General features: G+C 41.8%; 17 protein-coding genes and 1 other RNA gene. 6 read left to right on the top strand and 12 right to left on the bottom strand.

Annotated elements, in window-relative coordinates:
• Positions 1-34: 34 nt before the first annotated feature.
• Positions 35-250 (bottom strand): hypothetical protein, encoded by a 216-nt coding sequence (locus H6571_02490; GenBank protein ID MCB9322587.1) that lies wholly within the window; start codon positions 248-250, stop codon positions 35-37.
• Between the two features lie 169 nt (positions 251-419).
• Here H6571_02490 and H6571_02495 point away from each other — a divergent pair, with 169 nt between their 5' ends.
• Entirely contained in the window at positions 420-2,189 is a 1,770-nt protein-coding gene (locus tag H6571_02495) for an agmatine deiminase family protein (GenBank protein MCB9322588.1), read from the top strand.
• A 766-nt stretch (positions 2,190-2,955) separates the two neighbouring features.
• Here H6571_02495 and H6571_02500 read toward each other — a convergent pair.
• The 11 genes from H6571_02500 to H6571_02550 all read right to left on the bottom strand — a co-directional run bounded on the left by H6571_02500 (position 2,956) and on the right by H6571_02550 (position 13,078).
• The gene (locus H6571_02500) at positions 2,956-3,180 is read right to left on the bottom strand and encodes a hypothetical protein (protein MCB9322589.1); all 225 of its coding nucleotides are present in this window, start codon (positions 3,178-3,180) and stop codon (positions 2,956-2,958) included.
• 27 nt (positions 3,181-3,207) lie between these two features.
• Positions 3,208-4,155 (bottom strand): RHS repeat-associated core domain-containing protein, encoded by a 948-nt coding sequence (locus H6571_02505; protein ID MCB9322590.1) that lies wholly within the window; start codon positions 4,153-4,155, stop codon positions 3,208-3,210.
• A gap of 3 nt (positions 4,156-4,158) precedes the next feature.
• Complete coding sequence (locus H6571_02510) at positions 4,159-5,505, bottom strand: IS4 family transposase (protein MCB9322591.1); 1,347 nt, start codon at positions 5,503-5,505, stop codon at positions 4,159-4,161.
• Between the two features lie 244 nt (positions 5,506-5,749).
• Positions 5,750-6,697 carry an EamA family transporter gene (locus H6571_02515; protein ID MCB9322592.1) on the bottom strand — a complete coding sequence of 316 codons (948 nt, stop codon included), beginning with the start codon at positions 6,695-6,697 and terminating at the stop codon, positions 5,750-5,752.
• 21 nt (positions 6,698-6,718) lie between these two features.
• On the bottom strand, positions 6,719-7,906 hold the full coding sequence (gene kbl, locus H6571_02520; protein MCB9322593.1) for a glycine C-acetyltransferase: 1,188 nt from the start codon (positions 7,904-7,906) through the stop codon (positions 6,719-6,721).
• Between the two features lie 93 nt (positions 7,907-7,999).
• Positions 8,000-8,944, bottom strand: coding sequence for an NAD-dependent epimerase/dehydratase family protein (locus H6571_02525; GenBank protein MCB9322594.1), 945 nt, complete (start codon positions 8,942-8,944; stop codon positions 8,000-8,002).
• Positions 8,945-9,092: 148 nt separating this feature from the next.
• Positions 9,093-9,542: a type I restriction enzyme HsdR N-terminal domain-containing protein gene (locus H6571_02530; protein ID MCB9322595.1), complete on the bottom strand. Its 450-nt coding sequence runs from the start codon at positions 9,540-9,542 to the stop codon at positions 9,093-9,095.
• 141 nt (positions 9,543-9,683) lie between these two features.
• On the bottom strand, positions 9,684-10,343 hold the full coding sequence (gene fsa / locus H6571_02535; GenBank protein ID MCB9322596.1) for a fructose-6-phosphate aldolase: 660 nt from the start codon (positions 10,341-10,343) through the stop codon (positions 9,684-9,686).
• 71 nt (positions 10,344-10,414) lie between these two features.
• Positions 10,415-10,510, bottom strand: an RNA gene (gene ffs, locus H6571_02540) — signal recognition particle sRNA small type.
• 84 nt (positions 10,511-10,594) lie between these two features.
• Complete coding sequence (gene gldC / locus H6571_02545; protein MCB9322597.1) at positions 10,595-10,957, bottom strand: gliding motility protein GldC; 363 nt, start codon at positions 10,955-10,957, stop codon at positions 10,595-10,597.
• A 3-nt stretch (positions 10,958-10,960) separates the two neighbouring features.
• Positions 10,961-13,078, bottom strand: coding sequence for a cation-translocating P-type ATPase (locus H6571_02550; protein MCB9322598.1), 2,118 nt, complete (start codon positions 13,076-13,078; stop codon positions 10,961-10,963).
• A gap of 524 nt (positions 13,079-13,602) precedes the next feature.
• Between H6571_02550 and H6571_02555 the strand changes: the two genes are divergently transcribed.
• The 5 genes from H6571_02555 (at position 13,603) to H6571_02575 (ending at position 21,305) form a co-directional block, all read left to right on the top strand.
• Complete coding sequence (locus H6571_02555; GenBank protein ID MCB9322599.1) at positions 13,603-14,394, top strand: phosphopeptide-binding protein; 792 nt, start codon at positions 13,603-13,605, stop codon at positions 14,392-14,394.
• Between the two features lie 510 nt (positions 14,395-14,904).
• Positions 14,905-17,733, top strand: coding sequence for a TonB-dependent receptor (locus H6571_02560; GenBank protein ID MCB9322600.1), 2,829 nt, complete (start codon positions 14,905-14,907; stop codon positions 17,731-17,733).
• A 45-nt stretch (positions 17,734-17,778) separates the two neighbouring features.
• On the top strand, positions 17,779-19,353 hold the full coding sequence (locus H6571_02565; GenBank protein ID MCB9322601.1) for a T9SS type A sorting domain-containing protein: 1,575 nt from the start codon (positions 17,779-17,781) through the stop codon (positions 19,351-19,353).
• Between the two features lie 248 nt (positions 19,354-19,601).
• Positions 19,602-20,051, top strand: coding sequence for a hypothetical protein (locus tag H6571_02570; protein MCB9322602.1), 450 nt, complete (start codon positions 19,602-19,604; stop codon positions 20,049-20,051).
• 195 nt (positions 20,052-20,246) lie between these two features.
• The gene (locus tag H6571_02575; GenBank protein ID MCB9322603.1) at positions 20,247-21,305 is read left to right on the top strand and encodes a T9SS type A sorting domain-containing protein; all 1,059 of its coding nucleotides are present in this window, start codon (positions 20,247-20,249) and stop codon (positions 21,303-21,305) included.
• Positions 21,306-21,320 lie beyond the last annotated feature (15 nt).

Below are 21,320 nucleotides of genomic sequence, written 5' to 3' on the forward strand. Positions count from 1 at the left end.
AAGTTAACAAAAAAATGCGTTACTTACCCCTTTATCATTCTTTTGATGAAACCTTTTTTTCAGGAATTTGGCAATTCCCCCCCATGCAGGCCCCACAGGCGACGTTAAATACCCCCTGGTAAAGGAATATTCCACCAATGATTATTGACAATGCAAATCCAGTGACTATCCCGTCGATCAAGATTACGCCCCCGATAACCACTCTGAGCACTCTGAAAAAGGTCCAGTCATTTAACAATAATTCTTTCATAATTATTTTTTGGCTTTGTTTAACCCAAGGTTCAAATGTATGAGTATTTATCCCTAACCTTACGTGACCAGCATCACAAAAGTGTCGGTTTTGCTTCATTAAGGGTTGAATTTTTAAAGTTTGCCGAAAAAGTCTTTATTTTTGGCAACAATTAAAAAATAACGGACGGATGAAAAAATATTTATTACTCATTTTTACCATTTTATCTGCATTTTCTATTCAGGCCCAACAGGAGCCGGAACGAATTTTACCCCGTGGTTTTGCCAAAGGGGAAGAGGCGCAAATGCGTGATTACATCCAGTCGGTTCATCTTGAAAAAAATGTCAACTGCATCACTACAGCTCCTGAGCAAACACCCCGGTCTATGGCAGAATGGGAAGAATTACAGGCTGTGGTTATAACCTGGACTTCTTACAATGCAATTCTCACGGAAATTGTCAGGCACGCCAAAGAAGAGGTGGAGGTCATTATCGTTTGCTCCAACCCGGCCCTGGTAAAAAACACCCTGGGAGGAGCCGGTATTGACTGGACTACCAACATAACCTTTGTTCAGGATGAATTCAATTCCGTATGGGTTCGTGATTACGGCCCAAATACCATTTATCTGAATGAGGTAGAATCCCTTGCGTTTGTCGATTGGATTTACAATCGCCCCAGGCCCAAGGACGATGTGATTCCGGAGGCCATTGCAGAAACGCTGGGGCTTGATATTTACTGCACGACCCAACTTCCTACTGACCTAGTTCATACCGGTGGCAATTATATGTCTGACGGAATGGGGACTGCTTTTTCTTCCAACCTGGTTTTAGATGAAAATGGCCCGAATAATACCTGGGGCATTAGCAATCATTCCGAAGAAGAAGTAGAGCAGATCATGTTTGACTTTATGGGAATACAGACCTACCCGAAAATGACCAATCTCCCTTTTGACGGCATCCACCACATCGATATGCACATGAAATTGCTCGATGAAGAACGTATCCTGGTGGGACAATATCCTGAAGGCATTGCCGATGGCCCCCAGATAGAAGCCAATATTGAATACATCCTCAATAATTTCGTTACCGCTTATGGCAATCCTTTTGAAATTATTCGAGTACCTATGCCTCCTGAAAACGGAGCTTTCCCTAACACCAACGGTGATTATCGCACTTATGCCAACGCCATTTTTCTCAATAAAACCATCCTGGTGCCCACCTACGAGGAACAATTTGACACCACAGGGCTCAGAATCTGGGAAGAGGCGATGCCTGGTTATAACATCGTAGGCATCAATTGTAACCAGATCATCCCCGCGAGCGGAGCCATCCACTGTATTACTAAGGAGGTAGGCGTAAATGCCCCCCTGCTGATCAACCACGAGCAGGTTCGCGAAGGATGCCTGGGAGAATCCACCTATGTTGCGGCAACCATGAAACACAAGTCGGGCATATCCTGGGCGAAGGTGCATTATACCACTGATATCAATTCCGGTTATTTGTCGATGGATATGGTTTATGCAGACAACGATACCTGGGAAGCCGATTTGCCGGCGATAAGTGAGGAAACGACCTTGTATTATTATTTTGAAGCTGAGGCCAATGATGGCAAAACCATGGTGCGGCCCATTACAGCACCCCAGGGTTATTTTGACTTTGGTATTAAAAACTGTAATGTTGGTACTGAGGATATTACCCTGGGATATACACAATTACTTGCTGCTTTTCCAAACCCCGCTTCAGCCATTACCTGTATTCCTGTGGAAAGTCAAAGTGCTGTAGAAGCATCCATTGAATTGACCGATGTACTAGGACGCAGGATCATGAATATTTTCGAGGGTAAGATTGCTGCAGGTACTTCAAAATATTTTATCGATGCTTCCTATCTTGAATCAGGGGTTTACTTCATAACCCTTAAATCAGGGGGAGCCTCACTGGTTCAAAGCCTTGTGGTAAAATAGACCATTTTGGTGGGTCAGGTCACCCCGTCTAGCTCCATCCCAAAGGGGTAATAAAGCTTTTAAAAAGGCAAAAGGCTAAAAAATATGAGAAAGAACTTTTACTTTTCAGGTTTGGTAAATTTAAGGGATTATAGGTTGCGGTCAAAATGTGAAGGCAAAAAGCCCGGCGTGCGGCCAGGCTTTTTGTTTTCGTTTCAGTGTCTGTGTATTTTATAAGGCCCAGATTCACCTGGCTTTAGATCGGCTGCAAGCCTTGCAAGCATAGTCCGCTTAAGCGATGACGCTTAAACGATCGACCTTTTTTATTTTTTGGTCGATATGCTTTGGCCATCAGGGGAAACAGATGAGGATTGATCTTCTCATTCATTAGCACTTTTTCATAGAATTTTAATCTGCATTTTAGCACCGCAGGTCAAGAGCAATTTGGATGACAACTCGGTTGGCGTCCAAATTGCAATCTTGCATATTGAGTTGAGGAAAGAATAACCTATCGGACATTTTGATGTTTTGAATAAATGTCCGATAGAATTCATTCATAAAAACAGTTTAAAACCAAAAATAACACAGCCCATAATGGACGCGATTACAGTCATGCTCCCATAGCTCGCACTTAACGTATCGCTTGGCCATTATGAAGCCATGTATAAAGCAGAAAGCCCGGCACAAAGCCAGGCTCCCTAAGTAATAAATAATCTTATTTCCAAATACATCTGGATTCTTTGTCACGGCAGGTTTTTTCGCTACCATGCTTCATCAATCATGAGATTCAATAATCATGTTGTGTACTATCAATAAGTTCAAGAAGTTGGTTTTTTATTGAATCTTGAGGGTTTACTCCATTCGATAACCATTCCTTATTTGCATTTCTAACGCCCTCTATTGTTTTTACAGTAGCTCGACCAAATCCAATTCCCAGATGGTAATAAAATGCAAACATTAGGATTAATAAAATCGAAGCCATCCCAATTATTAGTTTTACTTTTTTTTTCAAAACAAATTCAATTTAAAGGTTTATAAATTATAGCCCTGCTTTTTTTAATTCAATGACTGAAGGGAGTTTACCTTCGTAATAAGTATCTTTTTGTAACTCTTTTTGATTCGTATAACTTACAACAACTTTTCCAGTAAATTCCATATCATCATTTCCAAATTCTACATCATCAAATTGGCCCCTATATATGCTTGTAAATTTGCGATCATATGACTGTCCTTCAGCATTTATTGCTTGCCCTTTTGAACCATCATAGTCATATAGCCCTGTCAAAATATCTTGATCAATTAATTCATTTACACTTCTTAAGAGGAATTCCATATAGTAATTGAAACGGTGATCTTCGGAACTTAAAGAAAGTCCTTCTTCAACACTACTTGGAGTAAAAGCTTTTATCGCTTTATTAATTCCAATTCTGGCAGCCCATTTTGGAATGACTAATCCACTAGGTCTATCAGCCTCAAAAAACATCTTACCAAAATCAATTTGGGCTTTATTTGACTTATATCCATCTTCTTTTGAATATGTACCAGACACTCCTCCGAGCCCTTCTAAAGCAATGCTATAACTAAAACTATAATTGTTACCGATATCTATACTCGCTTTACCGGCTACTCTATTCGAAGTTTCTCCTATTTTAATATATCCAGCAATATTAAAACTCACTTTCTGCAAACCCCAAAGATCAATATGCCCAATCGGTTCATTCTCTGCATAATTAAACGGACTAACGTGAGCGAACTTCTCCGCAATTGGATCGACCCCAGTAAATCTACCTATTACCGGATCATAATGCCTGAACCTGAATTCATACCACCCAGTCCCCTCATGCCACTCCTTATCATTAAACAGCCTTTTGAGCATTGGAGCTGTAGTATCCGGCGTTACCCCGTCTAGTTCCATCCCAAACGGATAATAAAGCTTCTTCAAGAGCACCTCCCGATGGTCGCTGCTTTCAGCCTTATCCTGTCCCATAAATCATGGCGGTTTAGTTTTCAGCATATAACCTAATTTCATGGCTCGTAGTAATTTTAAACTTTGCCATAATAATTTTTCTCCAGGCAAAGGTTGAACTTTTGATTTTGCAAAACCTGATAAAGAACCTAAGGCTAAAATAAAATCTGTTACTGTTTTTATTTTTACTCCAGTATATTGTTTCAAAATTTCAATTTCAATTGTATCAAAGACCTCTGCTGCTATTGCATTGGGCTTAGCTTTCCCTATATATGCTAACCACAATAGCTGCCAGGCGACTAAAGAACAAACTTCTAAAGCATGTTTTAACCTAATGAAAACATCAAATTGCAAACGCTCCACTTTTAACCCTGATTTGAGTACTAAATGAAACCGTTCGATAGGCCAGCGTAAAACATAAAAATGTAATACTTCATATGCCTCATCAAAATTATTTACTTCTAAAGTCGTCAATAAATACCATTCAACAGGTGATTTTATTCCTTCCTTTTCTATTTCTTTAACATGGACTAATGTTAAGGAATGGGTTTTACCTTTTTTATGATAAGCAGGGGGATATTCTATTTTTGCTACTCGAAGGGATAACTGCGCCTTCCTTTTTTTTCTGTTTTTTTGACGAGGAATGGTTACTTCTAGCTTCCCTAATTCTTCTACCAATTCTGGGATTTTTGATACTTTAGTTTTATTTCCCTTATAAAAAATATTGCGATTAAGGTGTTGTGCTCGAATTAAAAGTTCAATCGACTGTTTTCGTGACCATGAAAAATGTTCATAAAAATCAGCCTCCCTGTCTCCAACTACAATTACCTGGCCGTGATAGTCCTCAAACCATTCATTAACCCAGTTTTTTGTTCGAATCCATTTGAAACTTTCCTTTTCTTGTATTGAATAGTTATGGTTTTTCTTCTTTCTCCCTGAAGCTCTAGGAGCCCAAATATATTGACCAATCAATCCTAATGGCTCTGCTTCTGTAGTCAGAACCATCGCAGAATGAATATTTAGCCCTTTTGTATTTTTTCCACCAAGACCACCAAGACCTTTAGTGCTTTTGTGGCTACTATAATTCAAATCAGCTGTATCCTCAATTACTAAAATCCGGTTGTGATTTTTACACCGCTCTAGCGTTTTGTGCCGATGCCCAAGTTGAATATCAATTGATTCTTCTTTTGAAAAAAGACGATGTGCTGATTTTCTCACGACTTCTCCACATGCAGATGAAAAAGAATGTTCTGGCTTCTCTTGCAAAGAATGGCACATCTTTACCAAGTTTGATCGAAAACGTTCATCAGGTAATTTTGAATACTCGAGTTCTTCGCTCCAAAATTCTAAACTAGCCGTATTTTTATGCATAATAAACACTTGTATTTGACATAAAAATAAACTTTTTTAAATTTATGGGACAGGATAAGGCTTTCAGCTTCGACCCTATACGCTCATCATATCACCCGGGCAGGTGCTTCAAAATATTTTATCGATGCATCCTATCTTGAATCAGGGGTTTACTTCATAACCCTTAAATCAGGAGAAGCCTCACTGGTTCAAAGCCTGGTGGTGAAATAGCCAATAAATTGAGTAATGATGCTTGTTTTGGGCATCAAATTGTGATCTTTTTTTCCGCCATCCTTTGTTTGAACATTGGCAAGGGTTTACTACTGATCAGGTAAACCCCCATGATGACTAAAACGCAACAGGCGATTTTCAACAGGCTGATATCATCTTTATAGGTATCCACATGCAGCCAAAAAGAATAAATACTTACCACGATGAAGGAAATGGCTGGTTGCAAATAAATATAACTTCCCGATACACTTGGTAAAAGGTGCTTGGAAGCATAAATATTGAACAGGTAGGCCAGGAAAGTCGGTCCCATTACCACGAAAAAAATAACCAATACCGTACCGGTGGTAAACCCGGCAAAATCAGTTTCAATAAATTGTTTAATGGCAAAAGGGACCATAAAAACAAACCCAAAGAAGAAGACCCAACTGAGCACCGTAATGGGCTTATATTTCTTCATCAGCGGTTTGACAATCACCAGGTAAAAAGAAAAAGCCAGGGAATTCATCAGCACCAAAGAATTGCCCAAAAGCGTTCCGGTTCCTTTTGAGGCTACGCCTGCATAAATGAGTAATATGGCCCCCAGCGCACCGACCAATAGACCTGCTATTTTCTGAAAAGTAATTGTTTCTTTAAGCAGGATGGCGCTAATGATTAGAACAAAAACCGGGGTGGCGGTCATAATGATGGAAGCATCAATGGGAGAAGTAAGGCTGAGTCCGTTAAAAAACAACAATTGGTTGGCAGCCGCTCCTAATAACCCGCACAACATGAGCCTGCCCATATCTTTTCTTTCCACCCGTTCATAAAAGAATACCTTGATCATCCAAAACAGGCTGCCTGCACCCGTTATGCGGATAAAAACCAGGGCCGAGGCCCCTATCTTATCCGGCATAATGCCTTTGGCTATGAGGTAATTGACGCCGTAAATAAAACTTACGGCCAATAAAGCCAGGTGGGCCTTATGGGTATTGGAAATGTTCATTATATTATTTTACCCTGGCGGTTAAATGACCCCAAGTTCTTTTCCTACTTTCGTGAAGGCCGCTACGGCCTTTTCAATATGCTTGCGTTCATGCCCGGCAGAAATTTGAACACGTATCCTGGCCTGGCCTTTCGGCACCACAGGATAAAAAAAGCCAATCACATAAATGCCTTCTTCCAGGAGCCGGTTGGCAAATTTTTGCGAAAGCGGTGCATCGTAAAGCATTACAGGTACGATGGGATGCACTCCGGGAATGATATCAAACCCAGCCCTGGTCATTTCCTCCCGGAAGAATTTCGTATTTTCCTCCAGCTTATCGCGCAAAGCAGTAGAAGCCGTCAGCAAATCAAGCACTTTGATGGAAGCTCCGGCAATGGCAGGGGCAAGTGTATTGGAGAACAGGTATGGCCTGGAGCGCTGGCGCAGCATCTCCACGATTTCTTTTCTGGCAGCGGTGAACCCGCCGGATGCTCCGCCGAGTGCTTTTCCAAAAGTTCCTGTTACAATATCCACCCGGCCGATGACATTCCTGTATTCAATGGCTCCTCTACCCTTTTTTCCGACAAATCCTGTGGCATGGCATTCATCCACCATCACCATAGCGTCATACCGATCAGCCAGATCACATATCTTATCCAATTGAGCGATCGTTCCATCCATCGAAAAAACGCCATCTGTCGCGATCATCCTTCTCCTTGCTGATTGTGCCTCTTTTAATTTTTCTTCCAAAGAAGCCATGTCGTTGGTCTCATAACGATAACGTTTTGCTTTACACAAACGGACTCCATCAATGATAGAGGCATGGTTCAAGGCATCGGAAATAATGGCATCTTCCTCTGTGAGCAAAGGTTCAAACAAGCCACCGTTGGCATCAAAGGCCGCGGCGTACAAAATGGCATCCTCCATGCCCAGGAAATCAGCAATTTTGCGTTCCAACGCTTTGTGAAGATCCTGAGTACCACAGATAAAACGCACGGAGGAAAGCCCAAAACCGTGAGTGTCTATGGCCTCTTTTGCGGCTTTGATCACCTCGGGATGGGATGATAGCCCAAGATAGTTGTTTGCACAAAAATTGAGTACTTCCGCTCCTTTATTCGTTGTTATTTCTGCTGCCTGGGGGGTAATGATGATTCGTTCTTCCTTATAAAGTCCGGCTTCACGGATCTCATCCAGCTCTTTTTGAATTTCAGGTTGAATATTTTTATACATAATAGAAAAATTACGAATGAAAAATGAGAAAAAGTTAATTGGAACTTTCTAATATCAAAAGTGCCGGAAAATTAATTTCCGGTAGGCACCCCGTCAGGGACGGAGTATCTTTTTTAGATTTTTGATCATATCTTCGGTCATGGATTCAAGATCGTAATCGGGTTTCCATGCCCAATCACTTCTTGCCTGTTGGTCGTCAATCGTTTCGGGCCAGGTATTGGCAATTTCCTGTCTGAAATCAGGTTGGTAAGTGACCTTGAAATCAGGGTAAAATTTTTGGATTTCGGCACTAATCCCGGCGGGCGTGAAACTCATTGCCGCGAGGTTGTAACTCGTCCTGACCTTAATATGCTCAACCGGAGCTTCCATGAGTTCCAAAGTGGCTTTGATGGCATCGTCCATATACATCATGGGAAGCATCGTATCTTCTCTGAGAAAACATTCATAATCCTCCCCCGCGACCGCCTTATGGAAAATTTCCACCGCATAATCGGTAGTCCCGCCACCAGGAAAGGATTGATAGCCAATGATTCCCGGGTAACGAACGGAACGTATATCCACCCCATAATGCAAGTGATAATACTGACACCAGTTTTCTCCGGCTGCCTTACTAATCCCGTACACGGTTTCCGGATGAATGATGGTCTCCTGGGGGGTGTGACTCCTGGGGGTATGGCTTCCAAAAACAGCAATGGAACTGGGGAAAAACAATTTCATTTTGTACTCCCGAGCAATTTCCAATACGTTGAAAAGTCCGTTGGTGTTGATATCCCAGGCCATTTTAGGATGCTTTTCCCCCGTAGCAGACAGGATGGCGGCCAAATGATAAATTTGAGTAATCTTATACTTTCTGACCAACCTGGACAACTGTTTTCCATCCAGTATATCAAGCAGTTCAAAAGGACCATGATCCCGGTTTCCCATACGGATATCCGTAGCGAGAACAGCCTCTTTACCATATTTGGCGCGTAAGGCTTCAGTAAGCACAGAACCGATCTGGCCATTGGCCCCGCTCACCAAAATTTTTTCTTTTGTCATATAATTCGGTTAGGCATTATCTTCGGAAAAAAAACAGCACAGAGGCCGCATAAAATCTAAATAACTCTGAACCAATCCTTTCTGGGCCGAAGTACAATTTTCGCTGTAAAATACAAAGGTTTGGTAAAAAATATGTGAGACATCGGGATTATTTTGCCACCGGAATGTCATTTAGAAATTCCCATGATTTTTTGATATAATCCATCTTGCAACAGTAGGTTTGTATCCCATTGGTTACCAATAAATAATCCACTTCAAAAGACATGTTGTAAATGGCGATTTGCCTAAAAACATCCTGCGTTATCTTAACCTTAGGAGCCTTACATTCCACCAGCATCAAGGGTTGTGTATTTTTATCAAAAAGCAAAATATCACAACGCTTGCTCAAATTATTGACCTTAATGCCCCGTTCAATGGCAATGCTGTTTTTGGAATAACTTTTTTCCTCGATTAAATATAAAATCAGTAATTGACGCACCAGCTCTTCCGGTAATAAAACCAGCCATTTTCCGCGGATGAAATCAAACACATAGGTTTTTTCCTCCGTTTTTTTGAGCCTGAGTTTTGACTTATAGGGTATGAGGTCGACTGAAATCATGCCTAAGTAGTTGATTTGCTTGTAATAAAAATACTGCCTAAAGCAAAAAAAAATCGTCAATTACCGGTCAATATACGCATTGTAATTGATTCCGGCAATTGACGATTTCAAATATTATCTTTGAACAGTCTAAACTGTTTGTTATTCGTTTACTTTCTTATGATCGGCCAAAAAGGTAGCCAGGCCGATGTCTGTCAACGGGTGTTTTAACAATCCCATAATGGAAGATAAAGGACAAGTCACTACATCTGCTCCTGCCAGACCGGCATCAACGATATGTTTGGCATTACGGATGGAAGCTGCCAGGATCAGAGTATCAAACCCCTGGATGGCGTATAATTCCGCAATCTCACGGATCAAGGCCACGCTATCCCAGTTTACATCATCAATCCTTCCCATGAAAGGAGAAAGGTAAGTAGCGCCTGCCTTTGCCGCAATAAGGGCCTGCCCTGTTGAAAATACCAGGGTACAGTTGGTACGGATACCATTATCAGTAAAATAACGGATAGCTTTTACCCCTTCCTTAATAATTGGCACTTTAACGACAATATTGGGAGCAATGGAAGCTAACTCCTCTCCTTCTCTTACCATCCCGGCAAAATCCGTGGCAATGACCTCCGCACTTACATCTCCTCCCTCTACGATTTTACAAATATCGGCATAGTGTTTCATGATATTGTCTTTCCCTTTAATCCCTTCCTTTGCCATAAGAGAAGGATTCGTGGTAACACCGTCAAGAATGCCCAGGTCTTTGGCTTCCTGGATTTGGTCGAGGTTTGCTGTGTCGATAAAGAATTTCATAATAAGTTGAATATTTAAGGTTTGAAAAGCTGCGCCACGGGAAAACAAGCCTTCAATAAGGCCTAAAAAAAATAAGGTGAGACAACATACCGACTGCTCAACCTCCTACCCTTGCTGCGTTTCCGCCCTGGGGGAGTTCAGAAGGAGCTATCGTATGCCGCTCACCGGGCGCAAAAGTAAATAATTTTCTTTAGAAGACAAACTTTTTATACTTTTTTAGTGACTAATACACAACCCGGTTGAATCTGAGTCTATTTTGGTTCTTCCTTGGGAATGATGCCGGTTTCCAGTCCAAAGAAATGAACAAACTGCTGCATTTGGGATGCCAGCTTAGCATTCTGGGTGGCCTGGTAATAAGTATCTGTCAGGGAACGCAGGGTTTGAAACATAAACCGGTCCATTTCATTGACCATCATCTCCTTGGTCCAAAGGTCCACCTTTATCGTCTCCTGTTGTTTTTTATCAAATAAAGCCAGTAACATGGCTTTACATTCCTGTTTTTTAGGGCCGTCCGGATTATCGGTAGCTTCCCAGGTCATCTTTTCGGGAATATTATTGGGGTCGCGATCAATCGTTATATTGATTTTTGCTCTTTTGTTTTTTTCGTTCATCATCTTTTATTTAAAAATTCTCTTTCTTTTGAGCCTGATGGAATTGCCTATTACCACCACATCTGAAAAGGCCATAAACAAGGCGCCCCACATGGGATTTAAAAATCCCATGGCTGCAACTGGAATGGCTACGACATTATAGGCAAAGGCCCAGAATAAATTTTGTTTGATCGTTAACAGGGTGTGTTTACTAATGGCATGAGCCTGTTTTAAATGCTCCAGGTTTCCGTTGAGCAGCACGATCTGAGCCGTCTGTATGGCTGCCTGGGAAGCATTGCTCATGGAAATCCCAATGGTGGCTTTTGCCAGGGCAGGAGCATCATTGATACCATCCCCGACCATAGCGGTGTACGCTTTTTGTGAGAGCCGCCCAATAACTTCGAGTTTTTCATTAGGGAGCTGTTCTCCGAAATAATCCGGGATGCCCACTGATTTAGCGATAGAAGCCGTTTTTTCCACCTTATCCCCACTCAGCACATAAGGCCTGATATCATTGGCTTTCAAATAGGCCACCACTTCAGAAGCCTTTTCTTTAATATCGTCGGTGATTTCCAGGGCTGCTAATAACTGGTCATTTTCCGTCAGGTAAATATGCGCGCCTGAATTAATGGGCCGTCCGTCAAATGAAGGGCGACCGGATCCAATTCGAAAAACATTTCCCTGTGGATCAACGCCTTCCAGGCCGCTTCCCCGATGTTCTGAAACCTTTAGTTCCAATGGAGGTGAACCGTTTTTCCTGTTTTCCATTTCTTTCACCAGGGACCGGGCAATAGGATGGCTTGAATGCTTTTCAAGCAGGTAGATCATTGCATGGACTTTATTCTGGTCAGCGGTAAAATACTGAATGTCCTTGAGTTTAAAGGCTCCCGTGGTAAGGGTGCCTGTTTTATCAAAAACAATATTTTTGATTTTAGCAAAAATTTCCAGCGTCTGCCCGCCTTTGACCAGAATACCGTTTTTAGCCATCCGCCCCACTCCTACCATAACGGCTGTCGGAGTGGCCAGCCCCATAGCACAGGGACAGGAAATGACCAGAACGGCGATACCATTCATGAGGGCTTGTTGGAAAGAAAGTCCGAAAACAAAATGCCCGATCAGGATGGTTCCCAGGGAGATCAGGATAACCGCCGGAACAAAAATGGCACTTATCTTATCGGCCAGGCGCTGGATATCGGGTTTGTCTGCCTGAGCCATTTTGACCAGCTCAATCATTTGGCCCAATACGGAACCCTCGCCGGTGGCTTTCACTTCCATTTGGAAATTTCCTGAAACCAGCAGGGAAGCGCCCACTACCCCATCTCCCATATTTTTATCAATGGGTAAACTTTCCCCGGTAAGCATAGATTCATCAATGGTGGCATTTCCGGAAATGATGACCCCGTCAGCGGGAATTTTATCCCCTTCATTCACCTGAAGGATGTTCCCTTTTTTAATATCCCTGGCATCAATGGTCACCACGGTGCCGGAAGGCATCACCTGGCGGGCCGTTTCCACCTGGAGTTTTGTCAGTTCACCTATAGAGGTGGTCGTTTGTTCCACGGCTCTTTTTTCAAGCCAGTTTCCTACAAGTACCAGCGTAATGATGGTTGCTGCTGTTTCGTAAAAGATATAATCAGCCTGGCCCGTTAAAGTACCTACCAGGCTATAGATAAATGCGGCAGAACTTCCGATAATGATTAATACATCCATATTGGGTACTCCTCCTCTCAGGGATTTCCATCCACTGACCCCAAAATGAGCTACCCCAATGGCGAAAACAGGAAGGCAAAAGGCAAACTGTACCCAGGGATTTTCCATCCAGTGCAGATGAATCCCTGCCATCATCAACAAATGTTGAAGGAGCAGTGGCACGGTGAACAGCGCACTGAACCACAACTTCCTCTTCAGGCTCCACCAGGATTTTTTGGTGCCGTCATCCATGACAACGTAGCCCAATTTATGGATACCGGCGGTTATTTTATCAAGCGATATTTTTTCGTCGTCCTTTTTAAAGCGGACTTCCTTGGTCTGGAAATTCACATAAACCTCCTCTAATCCCTTACGTTCTAAAAAGCGGGAAATGGACGTAGCGCAATTGCTGCAATCCATTCCATCCACTTTTAACTTTATGATCTCATTACTCATTTTTCCAAATTATGAATGAAGGGGCAAAATTAATCAAGTTATTACATTTTTGCGCGAAGCGGGTGAGGAAAATGATAAATTTTAAATCGAACAAGGCTAAATTTTAAAACATTGATTATCATTATCTTGCACCATAAATTTAATAAGATTTATTTTTCACCCCCCTTGAAAATGGCGCCTACAATAAATACTTCTGAAAACCACTCTTCAATCCTTTATAAAATTAAACCGATTCAGGAGATATTAGTTCAGGTAAAACCCGGCTGATTGAAGAATTGTAACAAAACCGCTTTGAAATTAATAAATCGAAGGAAATAGAAACCCTTGAAAGGTTTTCTAGTAAAAAAAACTACCATAAGGCCTGATTAGCACTTCAAACATTCAATCCATAAAATTTTAAATTATATTCCTTTCATTTTTTTATCAAGAGGATAGAATTATTTACATTGCGTGATAAGTCCGACTCCAATGAGTTCGGAAGAATGATATTTAAAATTTTAATAATCAATAAAAAAGAAATTGTTATGAAGAAATTTTTATTTATTTTTTTTGCCTTGAGCCTGTCGCTCACCGGCTGCAAAAATAATACAGCCAGCACTGAAACAGCCCCCGCTGAATCAACGGAAACGGTAGCCAATAAATACACCCTGACCCCATTTACGCCCTCAGTCTCATTCCCCGGGGCCAAAATGGAATCCATGGATTATAAAAACGGCCGTTTCACCTACGTCCTTGGAGGCGAAGGATATGAATTAAAAGCTCAAACGCCTGATGCCGATCAGAAAATGTGCGCCAATTCCGGTGAAGGACAACACATTCACCTTATTGTGGATGATCTTCCCTATGCGGCCAAGTACGAAGCTTCCTTTGAGCACCCGGTGGAAGATGGCAGTCACTATATTTTGTCTTTTCTTTCTCGTTCCTACCATGAAAGCATCAAAACCAAAGCGGCTCACCTTGCCATGAATGTTAACGTTAAAGATGGAAGCATTACAGGCAGCGTCCCTGTTGAAACCGAAAAAATGTTGTTTTACAGCCGGCCTAAAGGAACCTATGTTGGCCAAAAAGATACCGAAAAAATCATGCTGGACTTTTACCTGATCAATGTAGAATTAGGTGACGAGTACAAAGTCAAAGCAGAAATCAACGGAGAAGCGCACATACTGGATACCTGGCAGCCCTATTATATAGAAGGGCTGGAAATGGGTGACAATACCATAAAACTGACGTTGATCGACAAAGATGGTAATGCAGTGAACACCCCTTTAAACCCGGTAGAACGTACCTTTACCCTAAAGCCTGATCCGACTGAATAAGGAAAAATTTACGTTAACAGGAGGCGTACTGGCAGTTCAATCTGAAATGATTGTGTTTATTGCAGGTTGATGGTTTATTTGCCATCAACCTGCAACATTTTGATTCCCCTAATTTATGACTATTATTTTCGGCCTTCCCGGGTTGAAATAATATGGAACTCTTGATTCCTTTTTCCTTTTTTAAAAAGTCAAAGAAAACTACCAACGATCAAAAAAGCAGGAAAATCGAATTTCTGAGGTTCTTTACCCCCAAAATGGTCAGAACGATATCCATGGCTTTTTAATAATTAACTACCGGAAATATCGCAATTGATTTTTTTTTCCTAATTTGCTTTCAAATTAATGGCCTAACAGTAAATTTGCCTTTTGAAAAACCTTGGGGTATTGAAATAATCATGTTGATCAATACCTATTGAATTAAGTTTTAAGCTTAATCATTTTTCAAACCTAATTAAATAAAACTCCGGTTGCATCCTTAGGGCTGCTACATAAATTTAAAGGACAATTTTTATGAAATTTTTTTTAAACAATCTCCTATTCAGTGCCCTGCTGCTGGTTTGGTTGCCAATATTATCGAATGGCCAGATAACTACAATTGAAGGGGTTATCGTGGACGAAGATCTTGGAGAACCGCTGATCAATGCCTCCGTATTGGTCAAAGGCACAACAGATGGCACCATTGCCGATTTTGATGGTTATTTCCTGGTCAAAACAGATCAGCCACTCCCCGTGACCCTTGTTGTTTCTTTCATTGGGTATTCCACCAAAGAAGTAGAAGTGACTTCGGCAGAAGGCAGAATCCGTATTAACCTGGGGTCAGATGCCGTTACCATTGCTGCCGTAGAGATTAAAGGACGCAGGATTTCTGAAAAGCAGCAGCAGGCAGCACTCACCGTCGAAACCCTTGATGGCATCGGGATAAAAGAAACACCTTCCGCCAATTTTTACGATGGTCTGGGTTCATTGAAAGATGTGGATCTCACCGCGGCCAGCCTGGGATTCAAAATCATTAATACCAGGGGATTTAACAGCACAAGCCCTGTAAGATCCCTTCAGATTATTGACGGGGTGGACAACCAATCCCCGGGATTGAATTTTTCTCTGGGCAATTTCCTGGGAGCCTCTGAGCTGGATGTCAACAGGGTTAACCTGGTCATCGGCGCAAGTTCGGCCTTTTATGGCCCCAATGCCTTCAACGGGGTGCTTTCCATGGAAACCAAAAATCCATTCGTCCATAAAGGACTTTCGGCCATGGCCAAAGGAGGTGAAAGAAGTTTGTTCGAAGGAGGCTTTCGTTACGGGGATGCTCTTCGCAACAGCAACGGCGATGCTTTTATGGCTTTTAAACTGAATTTCTTCTATTTTTCTGCCAATGACTGGGAAGCTGACAATTACGACCCCGTTTATGATACCCGCACAGACCGAAGTAACCCAGGTGGATACGACGCGGTGAACATTTACGGTGATGAATACAGTGGTTCCAGCGATTATTCCAAAGTGCTTGCTTCTCCCGGTCTGGGCATCATTCACCGTCGCGGGTATAAGGAAAGTGACCTGGTGGATTACGATTCAAAGAATATGAAAATGGGCGCAGCAGTTCATTTTCGTTTGCAACCCGGAAGGGAATTTGATTCACCGGAACTGATATTGGCGAGTAATTACAGCACCGGAACCACTGTTTACCAGGGCGATAACCGATTCAGTCTGAAAAATATCCAATTCTTCCAGCACCGGATAGAAATACAAAAACGCGATCATTATTTCCTGCGCCTTTATGCCACCCATGAAGATGCAGGGGATTCTTATGATCCCTACTTCACGGCACTCTTATTACAGCAGGATGCAAAACTTGACCGATATTGGCGTTCCGCTTATAAGAACTATTGGGATGTTAACATAGTTCCCAAGATAAAAGGTACAGAAGGATATCCCAATCCACTGGATTACCTCGGCATGCCTGCTGAATTTAATGCGGCTACGTCTGCCTTTCTCCATAGCCCGGGCATGCAGGATTCATTATTCATTTGGCATGCACAGGCCCAGCAGGTGGCTAATCAGGATGACCCCATCAACAATCAGGGGGCTTTTTATGCACCGGGCACCCCTGAATTTGACGCCAAATTCCAGGACATCACCAGTAAGGTTTCATTCACAGAAGGGGGCACCAAGTTTTATGACAAATCCGCCCTGCTTCATGCGCATGGAGAATACCGGTTTAATGATCTTGTAGCAGGCGACGGCATTTCCGATCTTGACCTCGTTATGGGAGCCAATTACCGGATGTATCTTCCGGATTCCCAGGGTTCTCTACTGCTCGATACTTTCGGCAGGGATATCAAGACTTATGAATATGGAATTTATGGCGGCGGAACCCTTGAAGTGAGTCATAAACTAAAAATAAACGCCTCATTAAGAGCAGATAAAAACCAAAATTTCGACCTGCTTTTTTCTCCGGCGGCTTCTATGGTGTTTACGCCAAAGCCCAACCAAACCATGAGGTTATCTTTTTCCTCGGCTATCAGGAATCCCACCCTTAACGACCAATACCTTTTTTACAACGTAGGAAGAGCTATTCTTATAGGCAACCTTGACGGCTTTACAAACCTAATCACGGTTGAGTCGCTCATTGAATATCTCAATACCAATGACTCGGAAAAACTGGTTTATTACGATGTAGATCCTATTCGGCCCGAAAAGGTAAAAACAGTGGAAGTCGGATACAGAACCACCATTTTTAACCAGTTTTATGCCGATGCCACCTACTATTTCAGTTTTTATGAGGATTTTATCGGGTATAACCTGGGAGTGGATGCCCGATTTGATCAGCTCACCGGACTACCTACTGCTATCCAGGCCTATCGGGTAGCTGCCAACGCTGTTGATAAGGTAACCACACAGGGCTTTTCTATTGGATTGAACTTTTATTTCTGGAACAATTATGTCGTCAATGCCAATTATTCCTGGAACAAACTGAATACAAATTCTGACGATCCGATCATTCCGGCTTTCAACACCCCCGAAAACAAATACAACCTGGGACTCTCGGGAAGAGACATCAATTTAGCCATTGGAGGCCTCAGAATAAAAAACCTGGGCTTCAATATTAACTATAAATGGATAGATAATTTTATATTTGAAGGTTCTCCCCAGTTTACCGGGAAAATTCCCGCTTATTCCCTACTCGATGCACAAATAAATATCAATTCGAAAAAACTGAACAGCACCTTTAAATTAGGGGCTTCCAATTTACTCAACGTCCAGACTTTTCAGGCTTATGGCGGGCCGAGAATCGGAAGGTTACTCTATTTTTCTGTACTTTATGAATTTAAAAAACAATAATTTTTTAGTTACAACTTAATCTTACTTATCAAAAAAACGAAGTTTATGAAAAAATTCAACAATCTTTTATTTTTATTATTTGTCTTTGCCTTCATTCATTTGAATGCCCAGGATACACGGTACATTGACCCAATCTTCAGTAGTGTATCTGTCGAGTCCAATGTCACGTATGCCACTAATATTTCGATTTTGACAGGTGCTCCGGCAGCGACAAACCTTCTTATGGATGTGTACACACCAGACGGAGATGATGTGACTTCACGTCCTGTGTTTGTCGTCATCCACACAGGAAGCTTTCTGCCACAGTATTTCAACGGACAGGTGACCGGTTCCCGATTAGATTCTGCAGTGGTAAATACTTGTAAAAGACTTGCCTCAAGAGGTTATGTAGCCGTTGCTGCAACCTACCGCCAGGGATGGTTACCTTTGGCTGAAGATCAAAATGTTCGGACCAGCACACTGCTCCACGCTGCTTACAGAGGGATTCAGGATATTTACAGTTGTGTTCGCTATCTGCGTTATACAGTAGCCGAAAATGACAATCCATACGGAATTGATCCTGATAAGATTGGTGCATTCGGGTTGGGTACCGGAGGATATATTTCTTTTGGCGTAGGATATCTCGACAGATATGAAGAAACGGTCGTTGATAAATTTATCGACACCGAAACGCTTACTCCTTATATCAATCCTGCGGTTGACGGTGATCCATTGGGATTGGATACGGCTATTTTAAATATGGTCAATTATCCCGACTATGATTCAAAAGTTTCTTTCGTGGTAAACTTAGGAGGTGCCATGGGGGATATTTCATGGTTGGAAGGTAATGATGACGAACCTGCTGCGGTAGGTTTCCACGTGGTGAGTGATCCATTCGCACCTTATGCAAATGGTCCGGTAATTGTTCCTACCACCGGAGATTTTGTCGTCAACGTATCCGGAACCTGGACGGTGATCAATGAAAATAATTTGTCGGGGCAAAACGATATTCTGGCGCCGGTGAACGCTCTTGACAATCCACTCAACCAGATCGTCAATTTCTACAAAACCCAGCAAATTCAATACGGTGGTGAAACCATCACCCTTGCCGTGGACAATATTTACCCGTTTATTATGCCTGGTTACCAGGGCAGCCCATGGGATTGGTGGGATAAGCCAACGCTTGATGTGCTGATTCCTCAAATCAATGCATTGTTCGGTCAAAACTTTAGTGCAGATCAACTCCATAACGACGGACTGATTACGAGCCCGAATATGGGGCCAGAACAAGGCAATGCTTATCTGGACACCGCTTTCATGTATATGTTGCCACGTGCCTGTAATGCTTTTGAATTGGGTGAATGCATGACGGTAAGTGTTGCGAATCCGATAGACAGTAAACTGGTAGACTTTAAGGCTATGCCTATCCCGGCAGACCAATACATCACATTGGAAAGCAAAGAAACTTCTCCAATGCTGAACGTTTATCTTTTTGATGTAAACGGTAAAGTGATCCGTTCTTATACCAAGATCGATCAGAGCCAGCTTACCATTCAAAGAGAAAATCTGCCTTCAGGCGTTTATTTTGTAAAAGTAAAATTCAAGGAAGGATGGTTATCTGACCAGGTGATGTTCAAGTAATTTTTTCCTTTAGCATAAAGATTAAGCCACAAATGCCGGATGAGGTGTTTGTGGCTTTTTATTTCTAAAACAGCTAATATAGGACCGTTTAAAGGCAAAGGCCGCCAAGTTAGCGCAAGGTGCGCCATGCAATTTTTGATTATTCAATGGTAATTGCTTGACCGGGAATTTTCAGCACACTCAAGGGGTGAAAAAAATCATTTTTACAGAACCATATTGTTTGTATCTTCCGGCTGAAATGAAACATCATGCCCTATTCAAAATCAATTCTGGTCACCCTCCTGCTGACGGGTCTTTTGGCCTGTATCAAACCAACACCCATCGACAAAAACATTCCGGATACTTCCAGCTGGATCGTGCATTGCGAAACCATTAAAAAAGAACTTTTGGACCATGCCCCGTCCGAACCCTATACGGAAGTGCTTTCTTCCGAGATCAACCGCTTATTGAAACGATTGCCCCCCTACCCGACCGATACAGATCCGACGGGTCACCTGGAGAATCTCAAAGCTTTTGTAGCCGAATTAAATTTACAGTGTGAAGCTGTTTTTGAAATGGAGCTGGGATGTTATGCCTGCCTGGAGCCGGGGAATACAGCATCTATGGTCTATTATAAAACTTCAGAGATATCCGACCCTGTTATTTTAAAAATTATCACGCCGGCGGGCAAACCAATGCGGTTGGCGAAGAATGATTGAAATTGATCAGAGGCCAGGCTTTTTGATTTCTTCATTGTCTGTGTATTTTTAACACCCGGACCTGTCTGCTGTCGCAGAAAGGCAGGCTGTAAGTCCTGCCTACATAACCCGCTTAAGCGAAAACGCTTACCGATCGACCTTTTTTTATTTTTTTGTCGACATGCTTCGGCCATCAGGGGTCCTGAAGTCTGTGGTATGAGTGATTGTCCATTCATGTTTATTACTTACCCATCGATTGGAGAATTGACCGTTAAAATCGCAGAAGGAGAAACTTTGACAACTTTGTATCCACAAATCAGTAAATGGACAGCTCAAAATACTCTATATAATTCCTTAGAGAACAATCCAGGGTTATTGGGGCAAAACACTTCTGTAGATAATTTCTATGGCGCTACAGCTGTTACAGAAATTCATGATTTTTATGCTGTAAAAAGTGATATTACTAATGCCTGGACAGGATTATCTGCCGAGTTGGACAATTTGGCACTTCACAGCAGCCAGCTTGCGGCTTATTTAGATACACTTCTTGATGTAGATGCATTAATTGCGATTAACCCAACAACTGCTTTATTGCAACAAAGGGAGAATTTGATTTTGAATATTGAGACAGAAAGTGGTAATATTGAAACCATTTTGACAACTCTGGCATCAGCAAGAAAGGTAAAAGTAACTGTTACAAAGCAAAATAATACTGCTGTTTATACCAATACTGTTTTTGAAGATAACCAGCGTACTGTAAATGATATTTATTTAAACACAATAGCTTCTACAGAAGATGTTACAGTTTCAGAAACCCAAGCTGCAATTTTGGAATATATTGCAGGACAATGCCCATTAACAGGCGGTAATGCAGTATTTCAGGCCAGGGCTTTATATGCATTAGTTTCCGAAAAAGATTTTGATGATGAAATATTGTGTGGTGGAAATGCCCCAATGGAGGCTTTTATTGGATATGACGAAGAAGTTTCTATTTTCCCCGAGGATTCGAAGGAGGAAATTGAATCAGTGCAATCGTTTTTAGTCTATCCGAATCCGGCCAATGATGAAATCATTATTGAATTTTCATTAGATTCAAAACCAAAGTTGATTGTATTATTTGATGCTTTTGGAAAACAGGTTTATAAGATTATTCCTGATGAATCCGGTAGTCACATAATCAATACTTCTGATGTTAATAGTGGAATATATTTCCTGAAATTGTTTATCGAAGGCAAGCGAACGGACTTCACAAAGAAAATTATCATTACACATTAATAAATTTCAAAATTA

It is taken from the genome of Lewinellaceae bacterium (genome assembly GCA_020636105.1).
In the GTDB taxonomy this organism is placed as follows: domain Bacteria; phylum Bacteroidota; class Bacteroidia; order Chitinophagales; family Saprospiraceae; genus BCD1.